The 16,035-nt window shown below is 70.3% G+C and carries 13 protein-coding genes; 10 read left to right on the top strand and 3 right to left on the bottom strand.

All coding sequences use genetic code 11. The annotated features are described in order from the left end of the window. Window positions 1-113: 113 nt before the first annotated feature. From HV701_RS23905 to HV701_RS23870, 8 genes are all read left to right on the top strand, one after another. Complete coding sequence (locus tag HV701_RS23905; protein WP_175135492.1) at window positions 114-2,234, top strand: 3-hydroxyacyl-CoA dehydrogenase NAD-binding domain-containing protein; 2,121 nt, start codon at window positions 114-116, stop codon at window positions 2,232-2,234. A 35-nt stretch (window positions 2,235-2,269) separates the two neighbouring features. Continuing rightward, window positions 2,270-3,451: an acetyl-CoA C-acyltransferase gene (locus HV701_RS23900; protein ID WP_175135491.1), complete on the top strand. Its 1,182-nt coding sequence runs from the start codon at window positions 2,270-2,272 to the stop codon at window positions 3,449-3,451. Window positions 3,452-3,462: 11 nt separating this feature from the next. Next, window positions 3,463-4,659 carry an acyl-CoA dehydrogenase family protein gene (locus HV701_RS23895; protein ID WP_175135490.1) on the top strand — a complete coding sequence of 399 codons (1,197 nt, stop codon included), beginning with the start codon at window positions 3,463-3,465 and terminating at the stop codon, window positions 4,657-4,659. 9 nt (window positions 4,660-4,668) lie between these two features. Beyond that, on the top strand, window positions 4,669-5,802 hold the full coding sequence (locus HV701_RS23890; RefSeq protein ID WP_175135489.1) for an acyl-CoA dehydrogenase family protein: 1,134 nt from the start codon (window positions 4,669-4,671) through the stop codon (window positions 5,800-5,802). Window positions 5,803-5,819: 17 nt separating this feature from the next. Then, entirely contained in the window at window positions 5,820-7,751 is a 1,932-nt protein-coding gene (locus tag HV701_RS23885) for an acyl-CoA synthetase (RefSeq protein WP_175135488.1), read from the top strand. Between the two features lie 50 nt (window positions 7,752-7,801). After that, window positions 7,802-8,788 carry a tripartite tricarboxylate transporter substrate binding protein gene (locus HV701_RS23880; RefSeq protein ID WP_175135487.1) on the top strand — a complete coding sequence of 329 codons (987 nt, stop codon included), beginning with the start codon at window positions 7,802-7,804 and terminating at the stop codon, window positions 8,786-8,788. 183 nt (window positions 8,789-8,971) lie between these two features. Then, window positions 8,972-9,658, top strand: a complete 687-nt coding sequence (locus HV701_RS23875) for a GntR family transcriptional regulator (RefSeq protein WP_175135486.1) — start codon at window positions 8,972-8,974, stop codon at window positions 9,656-9,658. 133 nt (window positions 9,659-9,791) lie between these two features. Then, window positions 9,792-10,238 carry a universal stress protein gene (locus HV701_RS23870; RefSeq protein WP_175135485.1) on the top strand — a complete coding sequence of 149 codons (447 nt, stop codon included), beginning with the start codon at window positions 9,792-9,794 and terminating at the stop codon, window positions 10,236-10,238. 52 nt (window positions 10,239-10,290) lie between these two features. Here HV701_RS23870 and HV701_RS23865 read toward each other — a convergent pair whose 3' ends face one another. Then, window positions 10,291-11,166, bottom strand: coding sequence for a LysR family transcriptional regulator (locus HV701_RS23865; protein WP_175135484.1), 876 nt, complete (start codon window positions 11,164-11,166; stop codon window positions 10,291-10,293). A gap of 105 nt (window positions 11,167-11,271) precedes the next feature. Between HV701_RS23865 and HV701_RS23860 the strand changes: the two genes are divergently transcribed. Both HV701_RS23860 and HV701_RS23855 read left to right on the top strand, forming a co-directional pair. Continuing rightward, on the top strand, window positions 11,272-12,645 hold the full coding sequence (locus HV701_RS23860) for an MFS transporter (RefSeq protein WP_175135483.1): 1,374 nt from the start codon (window positions 11,272-11,274) through the stop codon (window positions 12,643-12,645). A 130-nt stretch (window positions 12,646-12,775) separates the two neighbouring features. Then, a complete protein-coding gene (locus tag HV701_RS23855) occupies window positions 12,776-13,243 on the top strand; it encodes a MarR family winged helix-turn-helix transcriptional regulator (protein WP_175135482.1) in 468 nt (155 codons plus the stop codon). A 52-nt stretch (window positions 13,244-13,295) separates the two neighbouring features. Here HV701_RS23855 and HV701_RS23850 read toward each other — a convergent pair whose 3' ends face one another. Both HV701_RS23850 and HV701_RS23845 read right to left on the bottom strand, forming a co-directional pair. Next, entirely contained in the window at window positions 13,296-14,612 is a 1,317-nt protein-coding gene (locus HV701_RS23850) for an MFS transporter (protein WP_175135481.1), read from the bottom strand. Window positions 14,613-14,724: 112 nt separating this feature from the next. Next, window positions 14,725-16,035, bottom strand: a 1,311-nt coding sequence (locus HV701_RS23845) for a c-type cytochrome (RefSeq protein ID WP_175135480.1), incomplete at its 5' end; no start/stop codon positions are given.

Genomic DNA, 16,035 nt, shown 5'->3' with positions numbered 1-16,035 from the left:
GCGACGGCGCCGCGTCCGCTCCGGGGCGCGCCGATCCGCCGAGTCCGTTCGGCCCGGTCGATCCGCCCCGGCCCGGCCGGCGCGGGCGGCGACCTTAACGGAGACACTGTCCCATGACAGCCAGCGCACCCGCCGGCGCGGTGCATACGCGCCGCGACGGCGACATTCTTGTCGTCACCATCGATCATCCCCCCGTCAATGCCCTCAGCGCCGACGTGCGCGCCGGTCTGGCGCGCGCCATCGAGCAGGCCCAGGGCGAGCCGCAGGTGCGGGCCGTGCTGTTGACCGGCGCCGGCAACAACTTCATCGCCGGCGCCGATATCCGCGAATTCGGCAAGCCGCCGCGTCCGCCCGCCCTGCCCGATGTCTGCAACCAGATCGAAGCCTGCGCCAAGCCGGTGGTGGCCGCGCTGCACGGCGCCGCGCTCGGCGGTGGCCTGGAAGTGGCGCTGGCGGCGCATTACCGCGTGGCGCTGCCCGGCGCCAAGCTGGGCCTGCCGGAAGTGACGCTGGGCCTGCTGCCCGGCGCCGGCGGCACCCAGCGTACGCCGCGCCTGATCGGCGCCGCGGCCGCCTTGGACCTGATGCTGTCGGGCAAACCGATGACGGCGCAGGCCGCCGTCGCGGCCGGGCTGGCCGATGAACTGGCGGCCGGCACCGATCCACTGGCCGCCGGTCTGGACTACACCCGCCGGCTGCTGGCCGAAGGCGCCACGCCGCGCCGCAGCCGCGACGGCCAGGCGCTGGCCGACAAGGCCGCCGCCCTGGCCGCGGTGGACGCCGCCGGCCAGCGCATCGCCGCCAGCACGCGCGGCCTGTTTTCGCCCGCCAAGATCCTGGACGCCGTGCGCGCCGCCGTCGAACTGCCGTTCGACGAGGGCCTGCGCGCCGAGCGCACGCTGTTCCTGCAATGCCTGGACAGCCCGCAGCGCGCCGGCCTGGTCCACGCCTTTTTCGCCGAGCGCGAAACCGCCAAGATCCCCGAATTGAAGCAAGCCGCGCCGCGCCGGCTCGACAGTGTCGGCGTGATCGGCGGCGGCACCATGGGCGCGGGCATCGCCGTGGCGGTGCTGGACGCGGGCCTGCCGGTGATCATGGTGGAACAGGACGCCGCCGCGCTGGCACGCGGTCGCCAGCGCGTCGAGCACGTCTACGACCTGCTGGTCGGCAAGGGCCGCATGACGGCCGATGAACGCGCCGCCCGCCTGGCGCGCCTGACCGGCGCCACCGACTATGCCGCCCTGGGCGCGGCCGACCTGATCATCGAAGCCGTGTTCGAGGACATGGACGTCAAGCTGGCGGTGTTCGCGCAACTGGACCGCGTGGCCAAGCCGGGCGCGGTGCTGGCCACCAATACCTCATACCTGGACGTGGACCGCATCGCCCAGGCCACGCGCAGCCCGGCGGACGTGCTGGGCCTGCACTTCTTCTCGCCGGCCAACATCATGAAGCTGCTGGAAGTGGTGGTGGGCCGCCAGACCGCCGCCGACACCGTGGCCACCGGCTTCGAACTGGCGCGCCGCCTGCGCAAGATCCCGGTGCGCGCCGGCGTCTGCGACGGCTTCATCGGCAATCGCATCCTGGCGGTGCACCGCCAGGCGGCCGACATGATGATGGAGGACGGCGCCTCGCCCTATGAGATCGACGCGGCGGTGCGCGACTTCGGCTACCCCATGGGTCCGTACCAGATGGCCGACCTGGCCGGCGGCGACATCGGCTGGGCCACCCGCAAGCGCCGCGCCGCCACGCGCGATCCGGCGCTGCGCTACGTGCAGATCCCCGACCGCCTGTGCGAGCGCGGCTGGTTCGGCCAGAAGACCGGCCGCGGCTTCTACCTGTATCCCGATGGCGCGCGCCAAGGCACGCCCGACCCGGAAGTGCTGGCCATCATCGACGCCGAGCGCCAACGTGCCGGCGTCACCGCGCGCGCCTTCGGCATCGAGGACATCCAGCGCCGCTACCTGGCCGCCATGATCAACGAGGCGGCCAACGTGCTGCACCAGGGCATCGCGCTGCGGCCGTCGGACATCGACATGGTGTTCCTGTCCGGCTACGGCTTTCCGCGTCATCGCGGCGGCCCGATGCACTATGCCGACCGCGTCGGACTGGCCCAGGTGCTGGCGGACATCCGCAGCTTTGCCCAGGAAGACCCGGCGTTCTGGAAGCCGTCGCCGCTGCTGGTGGAACTGGCCGAATCCGGCCGCGACTTCTCCAGCCTGAACCAGACCGCCTGACCCCATTCATCAACGGACACTCACCGGAAACCGACATGCGCGAAGCCGTCATCGTCTCCACCGCCCGCACGCCCATCACCAAGGCGCAGCGTGGCGAATTCAACCTCATCGCCGGACCGACCCTGGCCGCCCACGCGGTGCGCGCCGCGGTCGAACGCAGCGGCATCGACCCCGCTCAAATCGAGGACGCCTTCATCGGCTGCGGCTACCCCGAGGGCGCCACCGGCCGCAACATCGGCCGCCAGGCGGTGATCCGCGCCGGCCTGCCGGTCAGCATCGGCGGCGCCACCGTCAACCGCTATTGCGCTTCGGGCTTGCAGGCCATCGCCTCGGCCGCGGCGCGCATTGTCATGGACGGCGCGCCCGCCATGATCGCCGGCGGCGTCGAGCTGGTCTCGCAGATCCGCACGCGCGACGACGGCGTCAGCGGCATGGACCCGTGGATCGTGGCCAACAAGCCCGAACTCTACCTGCCCATGATCGAGACCGCCGATATCGTCGCCGCGCGCTACGGCATCAGCCGCGAGGCGCAGGACCGCTTCGCCGCGCAAAGCCAGGCGCGCACCGAGGCCGCCCAGGCCGCCGGCCGCTACCGCGAGGAGATCATCGCCGTCACCACCACCATGACCGTCACCGACCGCGCCACCGGCGCCGTGTCGGAACGCGAGGTCACCGTGGACCAGGACACCTGCAACCGGCCCGGCACCACCGTCGAGGCGCTGGCCAAGCTGGCGCCGGTGCGCGGCCCAGACCAGTTCGTGACGGCAGGCAACGCCTCGCAGTTGTCGGACGGCGCGGCCGCCTGCGTGCTGATGGAAGCGGCCGAGGCGCAGCGCGCCGGCATCCGTCCGCTGGGCGCCTTCCGCGGCCTGGCGATCGCCGGCTGCGAACCCGACGAAATGGGCATCGGCCCGGTCTACGCCGTGCCCAAGCTGCTGGCGCGCCACGGCCTGAAGGTCGACGACATCGACTTGTGGGAACTGAACGAGGCCTTCGCCTCGCAGGCCCTGTACTGCCAGGAACGGCTGGGCATCCCGATGGAGCGGCTGAACGTGAACGGCGGCTCGATCGCGCTGGGCCACCCGTTCGGCGTCACCGGCGCCCGCCTGGCCGGCCATGTGCTGCTGGAAGGCCGCCGCCGCGGCGCGCGCTACGCCGTCGTCACCATGTGCGTGGGCGGCGGCATGGGCGCGGCCGGCCTGTTCGAAATCTACTGAGGAATCGCCCGATGGATCTGGAATTCACCCCCGCAGAAAACGCCTTCCGCGACGAGGTGCGCGCCTTCCTGGCCGCCCACCTGCCGGCGCGCCTGTCGGCCAAGGTCACGCACGGCAAGCTGCTCACGCGCGCCGACATGGTCGAATGGCACGCCATCCTCAACCGCCAGGGCTGGCTCGCCAGCCACTGGCCGGTGGAGTACGGCGGCACCGGCTGGAGCGCCACACAGAAATACATCTTCGACAACGAGTGCGCGCTGGCCGGCGCGCCGCGCATCGTGCCGTTCGGCCTGAGCATGCTGGGCCCGGTGCTGATCAAGTACGGCAACGAGGCGCAGAAGCGCCATTGGCTGCCGCGCATCCTGGATGGCACGGACTGGTGGTGCCAGGGCTACTCCGAGCCCGGCGCGGGCTCCGACCTGGCCTCGGTCAAGACCGCCGCGGTGCGCGACGGCGACCACTACATCGTCAATGGCCAGAAGACCTGGACCACGCTGGGCCAGCACGCCAACATGATCTTCTGCCTGGTGCGCACCTCCAGCGAGGGCCGGCGCCAGGAAGGCATCAGCTTCCTGCTGATCGACATGGCCAGCCCGGGCGTGCAGGTGCGCCCCATCATCACGCTGGACGGCGAGCACGAGGTCAACGAGGTGTTCTTCTCGGATGTGCGGGTGCCGGTCGAGAACCTGGTGGGCGAGGAAAACCGGGGCTGGACCTGCGCCAAGTACCTGCTGACCTACGAGCGCACCAACATCGCCGGCGTCGGCCAGTCGACCGCGGCGCTGGAGCGTCTGAAGGCGGTGGCCGCCAGCCAGAAGAAGCATGGCCGGCCGCTGGCCGAGGACCCCGACTTCGCCGCGCGCCTGGCGCGGGTGGAGATCGAGCTGGCCAACATGCGCACCACCAACCTGCGCGTGGTGGCGGCGGTGGCCGGCGGCGGCGCGCCCGGCGCCGAGAGCTCGATGCTGAAGATCCGCGGCACCCAGATACGTCAGGAGATCACGGCGCTGAACCGCCGCGCCATGGGGCCCTACGCCCGCCCCTTCGTGGCCGCGGCCCTGCACGACGGCTACGACGCCGCGCCGATCGGCCCCGAGGGCGCCGACAGCGCCGCGGCGCAGTACTTCAACAACCGCAAGCTGTCGATCTTCGGCGGCTCCAACGAAATCCAGAAGAACATCATCTCCAAGATGATTCTGGGACTGTAAAGGCCGGCCATGAACTTTGAACACACCGAAGACCGGCGCATGCTCTCGGACATGCTGCGCCGCTTTGTCGCCGAACAATACGACTTCGCCACGCGCGAACGCCACGCCACGATGCCGCAAGGCTACAACCCCGAATTCTGGCGGCGCTATGCCGAACTGGGCGCCATCGGCGCGCTGTTCGCCGAGGAACACGGCGGCCTGGGCGGCGCGGGCTTCGACATCAGCGTGGTGTTCGAGGCGCTGGGCCGCGGCCTCGTGCTGGAACCGTTCCTGGACGCGCTGATGGTCGGCAGCGCCATCGCCCGCGCCGGCAAGCCGGCGCAGCGCGAGGCGCTGGACGGCCTGATCGCGGGCGACATCACCGCCGCGCTGGCCGCGGCCGAACCCGAATCCGGTTACGCGCTGAACGAAGTGCGCGCGCGCGCCGAGCGCAGCGGCGACGGCTGGGTGCTGAACGGCGCCAAGGCCGTGGTGACGGGCGGCGAGCATGCCGACCTGTTCCTGGTGTCGGCGCGCACCGCCGGCGCCGAGGACGACGAGGCCGGCATCAGCCTGTTCCTGGTCAGCGCCGGTACGCCGGGCCTGGCCGCGCGCGGCTACGACTTGATCGACGGCGGCCGCGCGGCGGAACTGACGTTCGCGCACGTGGCGCTGGGCGCCGACAGCCTGCTGGGCGACGCCGGCGCCGGCTTCGCGCTGCTGGAGCATGCCACCGGCCGCGGCATTCTGGCGCTGTGCGCCGAGGCCGTGGGCGCGATGGACTGCGCCCGCGACGCCACCCTGGAATACCTGCGCACCCGGCGCCAGTTCGGCGTGCCGATCGGCAGCTTCCAGGCGCTGCAGCACCGCATGGCCGACGTGCTGCTGGAAATCGAACAGGCGCGCTCGGCGGTCATCAACGCCGCCGCCGCCCTCGACCACCCCGACCGCGCCACGCGCGAACGCGCGCTGTCGGCCGCCAAGTACACCATCGGCCGCATCGGCACGCTGGTGGCCGAAGAGAGCATCCAATTGCACGGCGGCATCGGCATGACCTGGGAACTGCCGCTGGCGCACTACGCCAAGCGGCTGGTGATGATCGACCACCAGTTGGGCGATGAAGACCACCACCTGCGGCGCTATATCGCGCTGGGGCGGGCGTGAACGGCGAGGACGGCATCATGACGCAGGCCTACACCGCCCCGCCCCCGGCCCCGCCCTTTGCCGCGCCGTTTCCGGTGCGTTCCATCGACGACGTGCGGCGCCTGGCGGCGCGGCCGCTGGCCGAGACGCTGACGGTGCAAAGCACCTACGAGATCTTCCGCAACTCGGCCGCCGCCTTCGGCGCGCGCACCGCGCTGACCTTCCTGCGCAGCGCCGATCCGGACGAAGCGGCCATCAGCTGGAGCTACGACGAGCTGCTGGCCGGCATCCACCAGACCGCCAACCTGCTGCACAGCCTGGGGCTGGGCCCGGCGGACGCGGTCGGGGTGCTGCTGCCCGGCTGCCTCGAATACCACCTGGCGCTGTGGGGCGGCGAAGCCGCCGGCATCGTGCAGCCGCTCAATCCGCTGCTGACCGAAGACAAGCTGGCCTCGCTGCTGACCACCGCCAAGGCCAAGGTATTGATCGCCTATGGTTCGGACACCGAATGCGAATCCTGGTCCAAGGCGCTGCGGCTGCGCGAGCGCGTGCCCACCCTGCGCACGCTGCTGCGCGTGGCGCCGCACGATGAGCCCCTGTCGCGGCGCCCCGCCCTGCCGGACCACGCACTCGACTTCAACAGCGCCCGCGCCGCCCAGCCGGCGGACCGGCTGTTGAGCGAACGTGTGATCCGCGCCGGGGACGTGGCCGCGTATTTCCATACCGGCGGCACCACCGGCGCGCCCAAGCTGGCCATCCACACCCACGCCAACCAGGTCTTCACGGCCTGGGCGGCCGTGCAACTACAGGGCGCGGGGCCGGGCGACGTGGTCATCAATGGCTATCCGCTGTTCCACGTGGCCGGGGTGCTGCCGGCCTCGCTGGCGGCGCTGTCGGCCGGCGTCCAGACCGTGATCCCGACCACGCTGCTGCTGCGCAACCGCGAGGTGCTGCGCAACTACTGGCGCCTGGTCGAACGCCACCGCGCCACCTCGCTGCAGGGCGTGCCGACCATCCTGGCGGCGCTGGCCGAGATCCCGCTGGATGGCGCCGACATCTCCTCGCTGCGCTACTGCCGCACCGGCGCTGCGCCGCTGCCGGCGGAACTGGCGGCGCGCTTCGAACGCCTGTTCGGGCTGCATGTGAACGAAAGCCTGGGCATGACGGAGATGGCCGGCATCACCTCCATCACCCCGCCCGGCTCACGCTTCCCGGTCAACTGCGTGGGCTTTCCGCTGCCCTACGTGCAAGTGCGCGTGGTCGGCCTGGACGCCCCCGCCGGCCAGCCGGCGCGCGACCTGCCGCCGGGGCAGGCCGGCATGCTGCTGTTCAAGTCGCCCAACGTGATTCCCGGATTCCTCGACCCCGAGGACACCGCCCGCGCCTTCACCGAGGACGGCTGGCTGATCAGCGGCGACGTCGGTTTCCTCGATGCCGACGGCCGCCTGCACCTGCAGGGCCGCGCCAAGGACCTGATCATCCGCGGCGGCCACAACATCGATCCCAAGACCATCGAGGACGCGCTGGCCTCGCACCCGGCGGTGCGCATCTGCGCCGCCGTGGGCGCGCCCGACCCCTACGCGGGCGAACTGCCGATCGCCTTCGTCACCCTGGCCGAGGATGCCGAGGTGACCGAGGCCGAGCTGATCGCCTACGCCGCCGCCCATGTCGACGAGACCCCCGCCCGGCCCAAGCGCGTGGTGGTGCTCGAGACCATGCCGATGACCAACGTCGGCAAGATCTACAAGCCCGACCTGCGCCGCCTGGCCACCGCCGTGGCGGTGCGGACCCTGGCGGCGCCGTTGCTCGAACAGGCCGGCCTGCCGCCGGACAGCCCTTTGCTGCGCGTGCAGGCCGACGCGCAGCCGGACGTCGCCGTAGAACTCGACGCCACCCTGCCCGCGCCACTGAAGGAGCAGTTGCGCGCGGCATTGCACCGCCTGCCGGTCAAGGTCGCCTTGCGCGACTGACCGGCAGCCCATCACCGGTATTTCATAACAACACCATCGGAGACAAGCCCATGACCCACCAACCCCTGCGCCGCGCCTGCCTGGGCGCCCTGCTGCTGACGCTGGCCGGCGGCGCGCTGGCGCCCGCGGCCCTGGCGCAAACCGCCTTTCCCAGCAAGCCCATCACGCTGATCGTGCCGTTCCCGGCCGGCGGCTCCACCGACCGCCACCTGCGCATCGTGGCGCAGGACGCATCCAAGTACCTGGGCCAGCCCGTCATCGTGGAAAACCGTCCCGGCGCCGGCGGCACGCTGGGCACGGCCACCATGTCACGCACCGCCAAGCCCGACGGCTACACCATCGCCCTGTACACGCTGGCGATGCTGCGCATGCCGTACATGCAGAAGACCTCATGGGACCCGATCAACGACTTCACGTTCATCATCGGCTTGTCGGGCTACACCTTCGGTTTCACGGTGCGCGCCGATTCGCCTTACAAGACGTTCAACGAGTACATCGAGGCCGCGCGCAAGAACCCGGGCACCATCGACTATGGCTCGACCGGGGTCGGTTCGTCGCCGCACCTGTTGATCGAGGAAATCGCCATCAACGCCAAGGTCAAGCTCAACCACGTGCCCTACAAGGGCAACGCCGACATGCAGCAGGCGCTGCTGGGCGGTCATGTCATGGCACAGAGCGACGCCACCGGCTGGGACCAGTTCGTGGACTCGGGCAAGATGCGGCTGCTGGTGACGTTCGGCGAAAAACGCACCACGCGCTGGCCTGACGTGCCCACCGCGCAGGAACTGGGCTACAAGGTCGTGTCGACCTCGCCCTATGGCCTGGCCGGCCCCAAGGGCATGGACCCCGCGGTGGTCAAGACCCTGCACGACGCCTTCAAGAAGGCCCTGTTCGACCCGGCCAGCATGGAAGTCATGAAGCAGCTGAACCAGGAGCCGGCCTACCGCAACAGCGCCGACTACAAGGCCTGGGCGCAGACCACCTATGTGAAGGAAAAAGGGCTGATCGAGTATCTGGGCCTGATGGCCAAGAACTGATCGCGGCGGCGGCGGCGGCGCGGCGGGCCGCTGGCGCCCCCCCGTGCCGGCGCCGGCCAATCCCTGCGCGAGGCGGCCGGCGCCCCCGGCCGGATCGCCGACAATTTTCGTATGCAATAAATGTTGCCGGGGCGGGATTTTGATAGACTGGCTTCCCATCCCGTCTCTCCGCCGCCGCGTTTCATGACCCAGGAAGCCCTCCCCGACCCCAGCGCCGACGACATCGCCCGCGAAATCGCCGCCGCCATCGTGGCGCATCGGCTGCCGCCCGGCACGCGGCTGCGCGAAGAGGCCCTGGCGCGCGTCTACAAGGTCAGCCGCACCAAGATCCGCGCCGCCCTGCTGATGCTGTCCAAGGACAAGCTGATCAACATCGTGCCCGACAAGGGCGCCTTCGTCAGCAAGCCCGACGCCAACGAAGCGCGCGAGGTCTACGCGGTGCGGCGCATCCTGGAAGCCGCGCTGGCACGCGAATTCGTCACGCGCGCCACGGCGGCCGACTACCGCCGCATCGACGCCCACCTGGCCGAGGAGCGCGCGGCGGTGGCAAGCGGCGACGTGCAGACCCGTAACCGGCTGCTGGGCGACTTCCACATCCTGCTGGCCGAGGCCGTCGGCAATTCGGTGTTGACCGGCATGCTGCGCGAGCTGTCGGCGCGCAGCGCCGTGATCACCGTGCTGTACCAGAGCTCGCATGACGCCAGCTGCTCCTCGCGCGAGCATCACGCCTTCATCGAGGCGGCCCGTGGCGGCGACATCGAGCGCGCCTGCGCGCTGATGGACGAACACCTGGAACACGTGCAGACCGCGCTGGACTTCAGCGAGGCCGACCGCGCCGGCGGCGACCTGGTGGCCGCCCTGTTGCGCTGACACCGCCCCGGCGGCGCCGGCTTGACCGCGCGCAAAGTTTGATTCCGCGCAACTGCGCCCCTGCCGTCCCCCGATACAGTGTGATGTAACCGCCGCGCGTCGTGGCGGCCGCGGTAAAAACACGGGAGACACCATGTACAAGCACATTCTCATTCCCACGGACGGCTCGCCCTTGTCCTCGGAAGCCCTGGTCGCAAGCCTGGACCTGGCCAAGTCGCTGGGCGCCAAGGCCACCATCGTCACGGTCGAGGAACCCTTCCACGTCTTCGCCATGGGCGCGGCGCAGGTGGCCAACAGCCTGAGCGAATACCAGGACCAGATCCGCGCCCAGGCCGAACGCCTGCTGAGCGCGGCCGCCACCCAGGCGCGCGAGGCCGGGGTACCCTGCGAAACCCTGCGCGCCACCCATGAAGACCCGTACCAGGCCATCATCGACACCGCCCGCGAACGCCACTGCGACTTGATCGCCATGGCCTCGCACGGGCGCCGCGGCATGGCCGCCGTGGTGCTGGGCAGCCAGACGCAGAAGGTGCTGGCGCACTCCACCATTCCGGTGCTGGTGTACCGCAAGAAAGCCTGATGCCGCCCCGTCCGCGCGGCCCGTCCGGCGGGCGCGCGGACCGGCCGCCGGCTCACGCCCCCGGATGCAGCAATTGCTCCATACGCTCCTGGATCCAGCGCTCGGTGGCCGTCGGCGTGCGGCCCTGCAGCCATAGCGTGCGCACCGGCAGCGGCGGCAGCGACAGGCCGGCGCAGGGCACGTTGGCCAGATCCTTGCGGTAGCCCTCGTACTCGGCGATGTTCAGCGGCAGGATCGCCCACCCCAGCCCGTCGGCCACCATCGCCGCGATGCTGTAGAAGCTGTCTGAACGCCAGGCCGACGGACTCATCACCACATCTTCCACCCCCTCCATCCGCATCACCAGCTGGCGATGGCGCGCCAGGTCATTGCGCGTGACCTCGGGCAAGGCGGCCAGCGGGTGGTCGCGCGCCACGAAAATGCCCTGGCCCACGTCGCCAAGGTAGCGATGGGCGAACGCCGCACCCGGATCGCCGCGGTCGAAGTGGAAGGCCACGCTGGCGCGGCCTTGCGAGACATACTCCGCGACTTCGGTGGCCGTGCCGTTCAGCTGGGTCAGTTCCAGCGCCGGAAAGCGCGCCGAGACCTCCTTGACCAGCACGCCCAGCACCCGGTCGGGCAAGGCCTCATCCAGGGCCACGCTCAGGTGCGCATCCTGGCCGGCCGCGAACGACCGGGCGCGCTGTTCCAGCGCCGCCGCCTGCCGCAGCAACTCGCGCGCCTCTTGCAGCAGCACTGCGCCGGCGCGCGTCAGCGTGGCGTTGCGGCGCGAACGGTCGAACAGCTCCACGCCCAGGTCGGCTTCCAGCAGGCCCAGCGAGGTACTGACGGCCGACTGCACCCGGCCCAAGTGGCGCGCCGCCGCCGAAAACGAGCCGGCGTCGGCCGCGGCCACGAAGTGCCTGAGTTGATCCAGGGTCCAGTTCATCGATGCTCCCGATGGAGGTGTTCAATGTATCTATTTTATAGATTCATTCCAACTTTTTGATTTCGATTGGCAGATAGAAAATGGCTCCCCCATCGGAGCAGACCTATGACGCAGCCCAATCCTGTATACGCCCTCGCCCCGGCGGTCCCCGGCCGCTGGCTGGTGCTGGCCATTGTTTCCAGCGCCCTGTTGTTGATCGTGGTGGACATGACAGTGCTTTACACCGCCTTGCCCCGCCTCACGCACGATCTGGGCGTGACCGCCTCGTCCAAGCTCTGGATCGTCAACATCTACGCCCTGGTGGTGTCCGGCCTGCTGCTGGGCATGGGCACGCTGGGCGACCGCCTGGGCCACAAGCGCCTGTTCATGATGGGCCTGGCCGTGTTCGGCGCGGCCTCGCTGGCGGCCGCCTATGCGCCCAATCCGGCGGCGCTGATCGCGGCGCGCGCGGTGCTGGCGGTGGGCGCGGCCATGATGATGCCGGCCACGCTGTCGATCCTGCGCCTGACCTTCGCCGACGAGCGCGAGCGCGCCATCGCCATCGGCGTGTGGGCCTCGGTGGCCTCGGGCGGCGCGGCGCTGGGGCCGGTCATCGGCGGCATCCTGCTGGAACACTTCTGGTGGGGCTCGGTGTTCCTGATCAACCTGCCCATCGTGCTCGTCGCGCTGCCGCTGGCACGCCGCTACATCCCCGCCAGCAAGCCCGAGCACCAGCGCCCCTGGGACCTGGTCGGCTCGCTGCAGGTGATGGCCGGCCTGATCCTGACCGCCTATGCGCTCAAGGAACTGGGCCGCGCCCAGCCGTCCTGGCTGGACGCCACGCTGGCCTGCGCCGGCGGCGCCGCGATGCTGGCCATCTTCGCCCGGCGCCAGCGCGCGCGCCCCTATCCCTTGATCGACTTCGCCATTTTCCGCAATCGCGGCTTCAGTTCGGCGGTGGCCTCGGCCCTGTTCGCGGCGGCCGCCCTGCTGGGCCTGGAACTGGTATTGAGCCAGCGTCTGCAACTGGTGCTGGGCATGTCGCCGCTCCAAGCCGCGCTGTATATCCTGCCGCTGCCGCTGGCCGCGTTCATCGCCGGCCCGCTGGCCGGCTGGTTGCTGCCGAAGGCGGGCAGCGCGCGCCTGCTGTTTGTCTCGCTGCTGGTGTCCGGCCTGGGCATGGGCGGCTACCTGTTCAGCTACGGCGGCGCGCTGGGCGTGACGCTGATGGGGTCGATCCTGTCGGGCGTCTATGCGCATACGCTGGACGCGCCCGCCGGGGTGCCGGCGGCGGCGCGCGACAGCCTGGACCAGGCGCTGTTGCTGGCCGAGCGCCTGTCCGGCGAGCGCGGCGCGTCGCTGGCGCAATCGGCGCGCGATGCCTTCGACGCGGGTTATGCCGTGGTCATCGCGACAGCCGCTCTCCTGCTGCTGGGCACCGCCGCGCTGGTGCTGCTGAACCGCCTGCGCGGCAATGGCCGCGTGGCCGCGGCGCGCTGATGGCGCCGCGCGCCTGCCGCGCCGCGAAAAAGCCGGTCGCGCCCGGCACAAAGGCGGCAAGCCCCGTAAACTTCCGGACATTGCCATTGAGATAGATCATCATGCCCTGGGCACCGCTTCGGATAGGCTTATGCGAAATGTGAAAAACACGTCCGCCCCCGACAAGGACAGCTACTTGTTCTCCGACCAGATTGGGCACCTGCTGCGGCGGGTGTACCAACGGCATACCGCCCTGTTCCAGCAATACATCCCCGACTCGCAGCTGACCGCCGCGCAGTTCGTCGTGCTGTGCTCGGTGCGTGACAACCAGGGCAGTTCGCTGGCGGACATCGTCAAGGCCACCGTCATCGACCAGGCCACGGTGCGTGGCGTGGTCGACCGGCTCAGGCAGCGCGAGCTGGTGCGGGTCGATCACGACCCGCACGATCGCCGCAAGGTCGTGATCAGCCTCACCCCGGTAGGCCAGGAACTGGTGCGCAAGATGGAACCCTTCGCCCAACAGATCACCGAAAGCACCTACGGCCGGCTCAATCCCGCCGAGCGCCTGGCGCTGGACTTCCTGCTGCGCAAGATGATCGAGGGCGACGACGCCGCATGAGGCGCCCGGGCGGCGCGCGTCCGCCCGGCCTCGTGCCGCCCGCTCGGGCGGATCAATCCAGCGCGCGATTGCGCGATTCGACGTCGACCGCGCGGATGGCGAAGGCCGCCGCCACCAGCATGCTCGCCAGCACCGCCAGCGCCAGCGTGAAATGCGTGGCCATGATGGGCGCGATGATGGCCGGCGCGAACAGCCCGCCAAAGCGCGCCACGGCGCCGGCCAGGCCCATGCCGCTGGCGCGCAGGTCGGTCGGATAGACCTCGGGCGTGAAGGCGTACAGCGCGCCCCAGGTGCCCAGCAGCGCGAAGCTCATCAGCAGCGTGGAACCCACCACCAGGAAGCTGGAGGTGCCGAAGCTGTACAGCATGCAACCCACCGCGCTCAGGATCAGGAAACCCACCAGCGTCGGCTTGCGGCCCCAGCGTTCCACGCCATAGGCGGACAGCGCGAAGCCCGGCAACTGCACCAGCGCCAGCAGCACCAGGAATTCCTGGCCGCGCATGAAGGCAAAGCCCTGGCTGCTGAGCTTGATCGGCAGGTAGACAAAGACCCCGTAATAGGCGATCGAGATCAACGCCCAGGCCAGGCACAGCGCCACGCTGCGGCGGCGCAGGCTGGCCGAGAACAGCGCCGACAACGGCTTGCGCTCGTGCAGCTCGGGCTTGAGCTCGGGGATATCGGCGGGCCGGCCATTGACGCGGGCCACGCGTTCGAGCACCTTGCGCGCCTGGCCTGACTTGCCGTTGCGGTTCAGGTACATCGGCGACTCGGGAATGTAGAAGCGCAGCACCACGCCGATCAGCGCCGGCAGGCCCGTGACGAAGAAGATCACGCGCCAGGCGTCATCGCCCCACGACAGCGCCGCCAGGGCCAGCAGCGCCAGGCAGATCGTGCCCAGGGCCCAGAACGATTCCAGCAGCACCAGCCAGCGGCCGCGGCGTTCGCTCGGCAGGAACTCGGCCATCATGGTGTAGTCCACCGGCAGCGTGCCGCCGACACCGATGCCGGTGACAAAGCGCAGCAGCAGCAGCCAGGCGAAGTCGGGCGCGAAGGCCGAGGCCACGCCGGCGCAGGCGTCGATGACCACCGCCATCATCAGCACCGGCCGGCGGCCGATGCGGTCGGCCAGCCGGCCGAAGAAAAAAGCGCCGATCAGCATGCCGACGAAGAACGCGGTGCCGGTCTGCAAGGCCTCGGGCACCGGAATGCCGAAGGTGCGAGCGATGGAGGGCGCGCTGAAGCCGATCGACAGTACCTGCATGGCGTCGGCCAGCCAGACCAGCCCGAAGATCATGAACAGCCGGTACTGGAACTTGCCGACGCCGGCGGTCTTGATGCCCTGTTCCACCGTGATGAATGAAGCTGACATATGCGTGATTCCCTTTGTGTGCCGCGCGCCGAGGGCAAACCGATGCGCGCGATGTTGTATTGCGAGACGCGGTCGGTCCCGTCATGGGCCGGTCCGCTGCCTCGTTTTCCCCTTACTGTGGCGGCGCGTGCTGGCGCAGCCTGCCTATGGTCGTCGTATCAACTGGCCAAGCCTTTTCCTCCGGCGCGAAGCGCGCGCGCAAATAGTCGATCAAATCGCCGATCTGCCTGTCATCCAGGCTGTCGCCGAACCCCGGCATGTAGCCCAGGGCGTCGTCGGCCGGCGCCTGGATGCCATGCAGGATCACCTGGACCAGGTTGTCGGGCGATGCGGCATGCAGATTGGTGTTCTGGGCCAGCAACGGCTTGGCGCCGAACAGGGTGGGACCGCTGCCCGGTTCATGGCAGACGGCACAGGCGCTCTGGTAGATGCGCTCGCCGCTGGCGCGGCGCAGCGTGCGCGTCGTCTCGGCATCGACGGCGATGGACGCGCTGTCCGCGTCGGCGCTGGCGGCCGCGCGGGACGACGCCGCCGCGATGGCCGCGCCGGTCGCGGGCGCTGGCGGCGTCGCCGGCCGGACCTGCCCCGGCAGTGCCGTCAAGTAGGTGACGATGGCGCGCAGGTCGCTGTCCGGCAGTTCGGCCAGGCCGTGGATCACCGGCGCCATGGGGCCGGCGGCCACGCCGTGGCGCGGCGAATAGCCGGTGCGCAGATAGTGGTAGAGTTCCTCGCCCGACCACGCGCGCTCGCCGCTGGCCAGCCGGTTCAGGGCCGGCGCGTTCCAGCCTTCGGCCTGACCGCCGGCCAGGTAGGCAAGGCCGCCCTTCTCCGCGCCCAGCGCGCTGCGCGGCGAATGGCAGGCGGCGCAATGCCCCACGCCTTCCACCAGGTACGCGCCGCGGTTCCAGGCGGCATCCCGCGACGGATCCGGGGTGAACGGCTTGGGATCATGGAACAACAGGTTCCAGCCAGCCAGCAGCGGCCGCAGGTTGAACGGGAAACCCAGCTCGGTGCGCGGCGGCGTGGCCGCCACCGCCGGCTGCGACATGAGGTAGCCATACAAGGCCTGCATGTCCGCGTCGCTGAGCTTGGCGTAGGCGGTGTACGGGAACGCCGGATACAGCTGGCGGCCATCCTGGTGCACGCCGTGGCGCATGGCGCGCTCGAATGCCGCGAATGACCAGCGGCCGATGCCGGTCTGCGGATCGGGCGTGATGTTGGTGGTGTAAATGACGCCGAACGGCGTGTCCAAGGCCAGGCCGCCGGCATTGCGGGCGCCGCCCGGCGCCGTGTGGCAGGCAACGCAGTCGCCCGCCGCGGCCACCAGGCGGCCGCGCTCGATCGCCTGCGCCGAGTACAAGGTCGGATCGGGGCCGGCGGTCAGCGGCAGCGCCGGCTTCAGCGGCCACATCGTGGTGGCCAG

It is taken from the genome of Achromobacter pulmonis (genome assembly GCF_902859765.1).
GTDB classification, from domain to species: domain Bacteria; phylum Pseudomonadota; class Gammaproteobacteria; order Burkholderiales; family Burkholderiaceae_B; genus Achromobacter; species Achromobacter pulmonis.
Note: the sequence above shows the minus strand (reverse complement) of the source record. Positions and strands in the feature narration are given on the sequence as shown.

What these genes read in the sequence shown, in the direction of transcription:
- HV701_RS23885 (WP_175135488.1), top strand. Translation starts at nt 5,820, where the DNA reads ATGACGCAGGCCTACACCGCCCCGCCCCCGGCCCCGCCCTTTGCCGCG.
- HV701_RS23870 (WP_175135485.1), top strand. Translation starts at nt 9,792, where the DNA reads ATGTACAAGCACATTCTCATTCCCACGGACGGCTCGCCCTTGTCCTCG.
- HV701_RS23865 (WP_175135484.1), bottom strand. Translation starts at nt 11,166, where the DNA reads ATGAACTGGACCCTGGATCAACTCAGGCACTTCGTGGCCGCGGCCGAC.
- HV701_RS23850 (WP_175135481.1), bottom strand. Translation starts at nt 14,612, where the DNA reads ATGTCAGCTTCATTCATCACGGTGGAACAGGGCATCAAGACCGCCGGC.
- HV701_RS23900 (WP_175135491.1), top strand. Translation starts at nt 2,270, where the DNA reads ATGCGCGAAGCCGTCATCGTCTCCACCGCCCGCACGCCCATCACCAAG.
- HV701_RS23905 (WP_175135492.1), top strand. Translation starts at nt 114, where the DNA reads ATGACAGCCAGCGCACCCGCCGGCGCGGTGCATACGCGCCGCGACGGC.
- HV701_RS23875 (WP_175135486.1), top strand. Translation starts at nt 8,972, where the DNA reads ATGACCCAGGAAGCCCTCCCCGACCCCAGCGCCGACGACATCGCCCGC.
- HV701_RS23855 (WP_175135482.1), top strand. Translation starts at nt 12,776, where the DNA reads ATGCGAAATGTGAAAAACACGTCCGCCCCCGACAAGGACAGCTACTTG.
- HV701_RS23860 (WP_175135483.1), top strand. Translation starts at nt 11,272, where the DNA reads ATGACGCAGCCCAATCCTGTATACGCCCTCGCCCCGGCGGTCCCCGGC.
- HV701_RS23890 (WP_175135489.1), top strand. Translation starts at nt 4,669, where the DNA reads ATGAACTTTGAACACACCGAAGACCGGCGCATGCTCTCGGACATGCTG.
- HV701_RS23895 (WP_175135490.1), top strand. Translation starts at nt 3,463, where the DNA reads ATGGATCTGGAATTCACCCCCGCAGAAAACGCCTTCCGCGACGAGGTG.
- HV701_RS23880 (WP_175135487.1), top strand. Translation starts at nt 7,802, where the DNA reads ATGACCCACCAACCCCTGCGCCGCGCCTGCCTGGGCGCCCTGCTGCTG.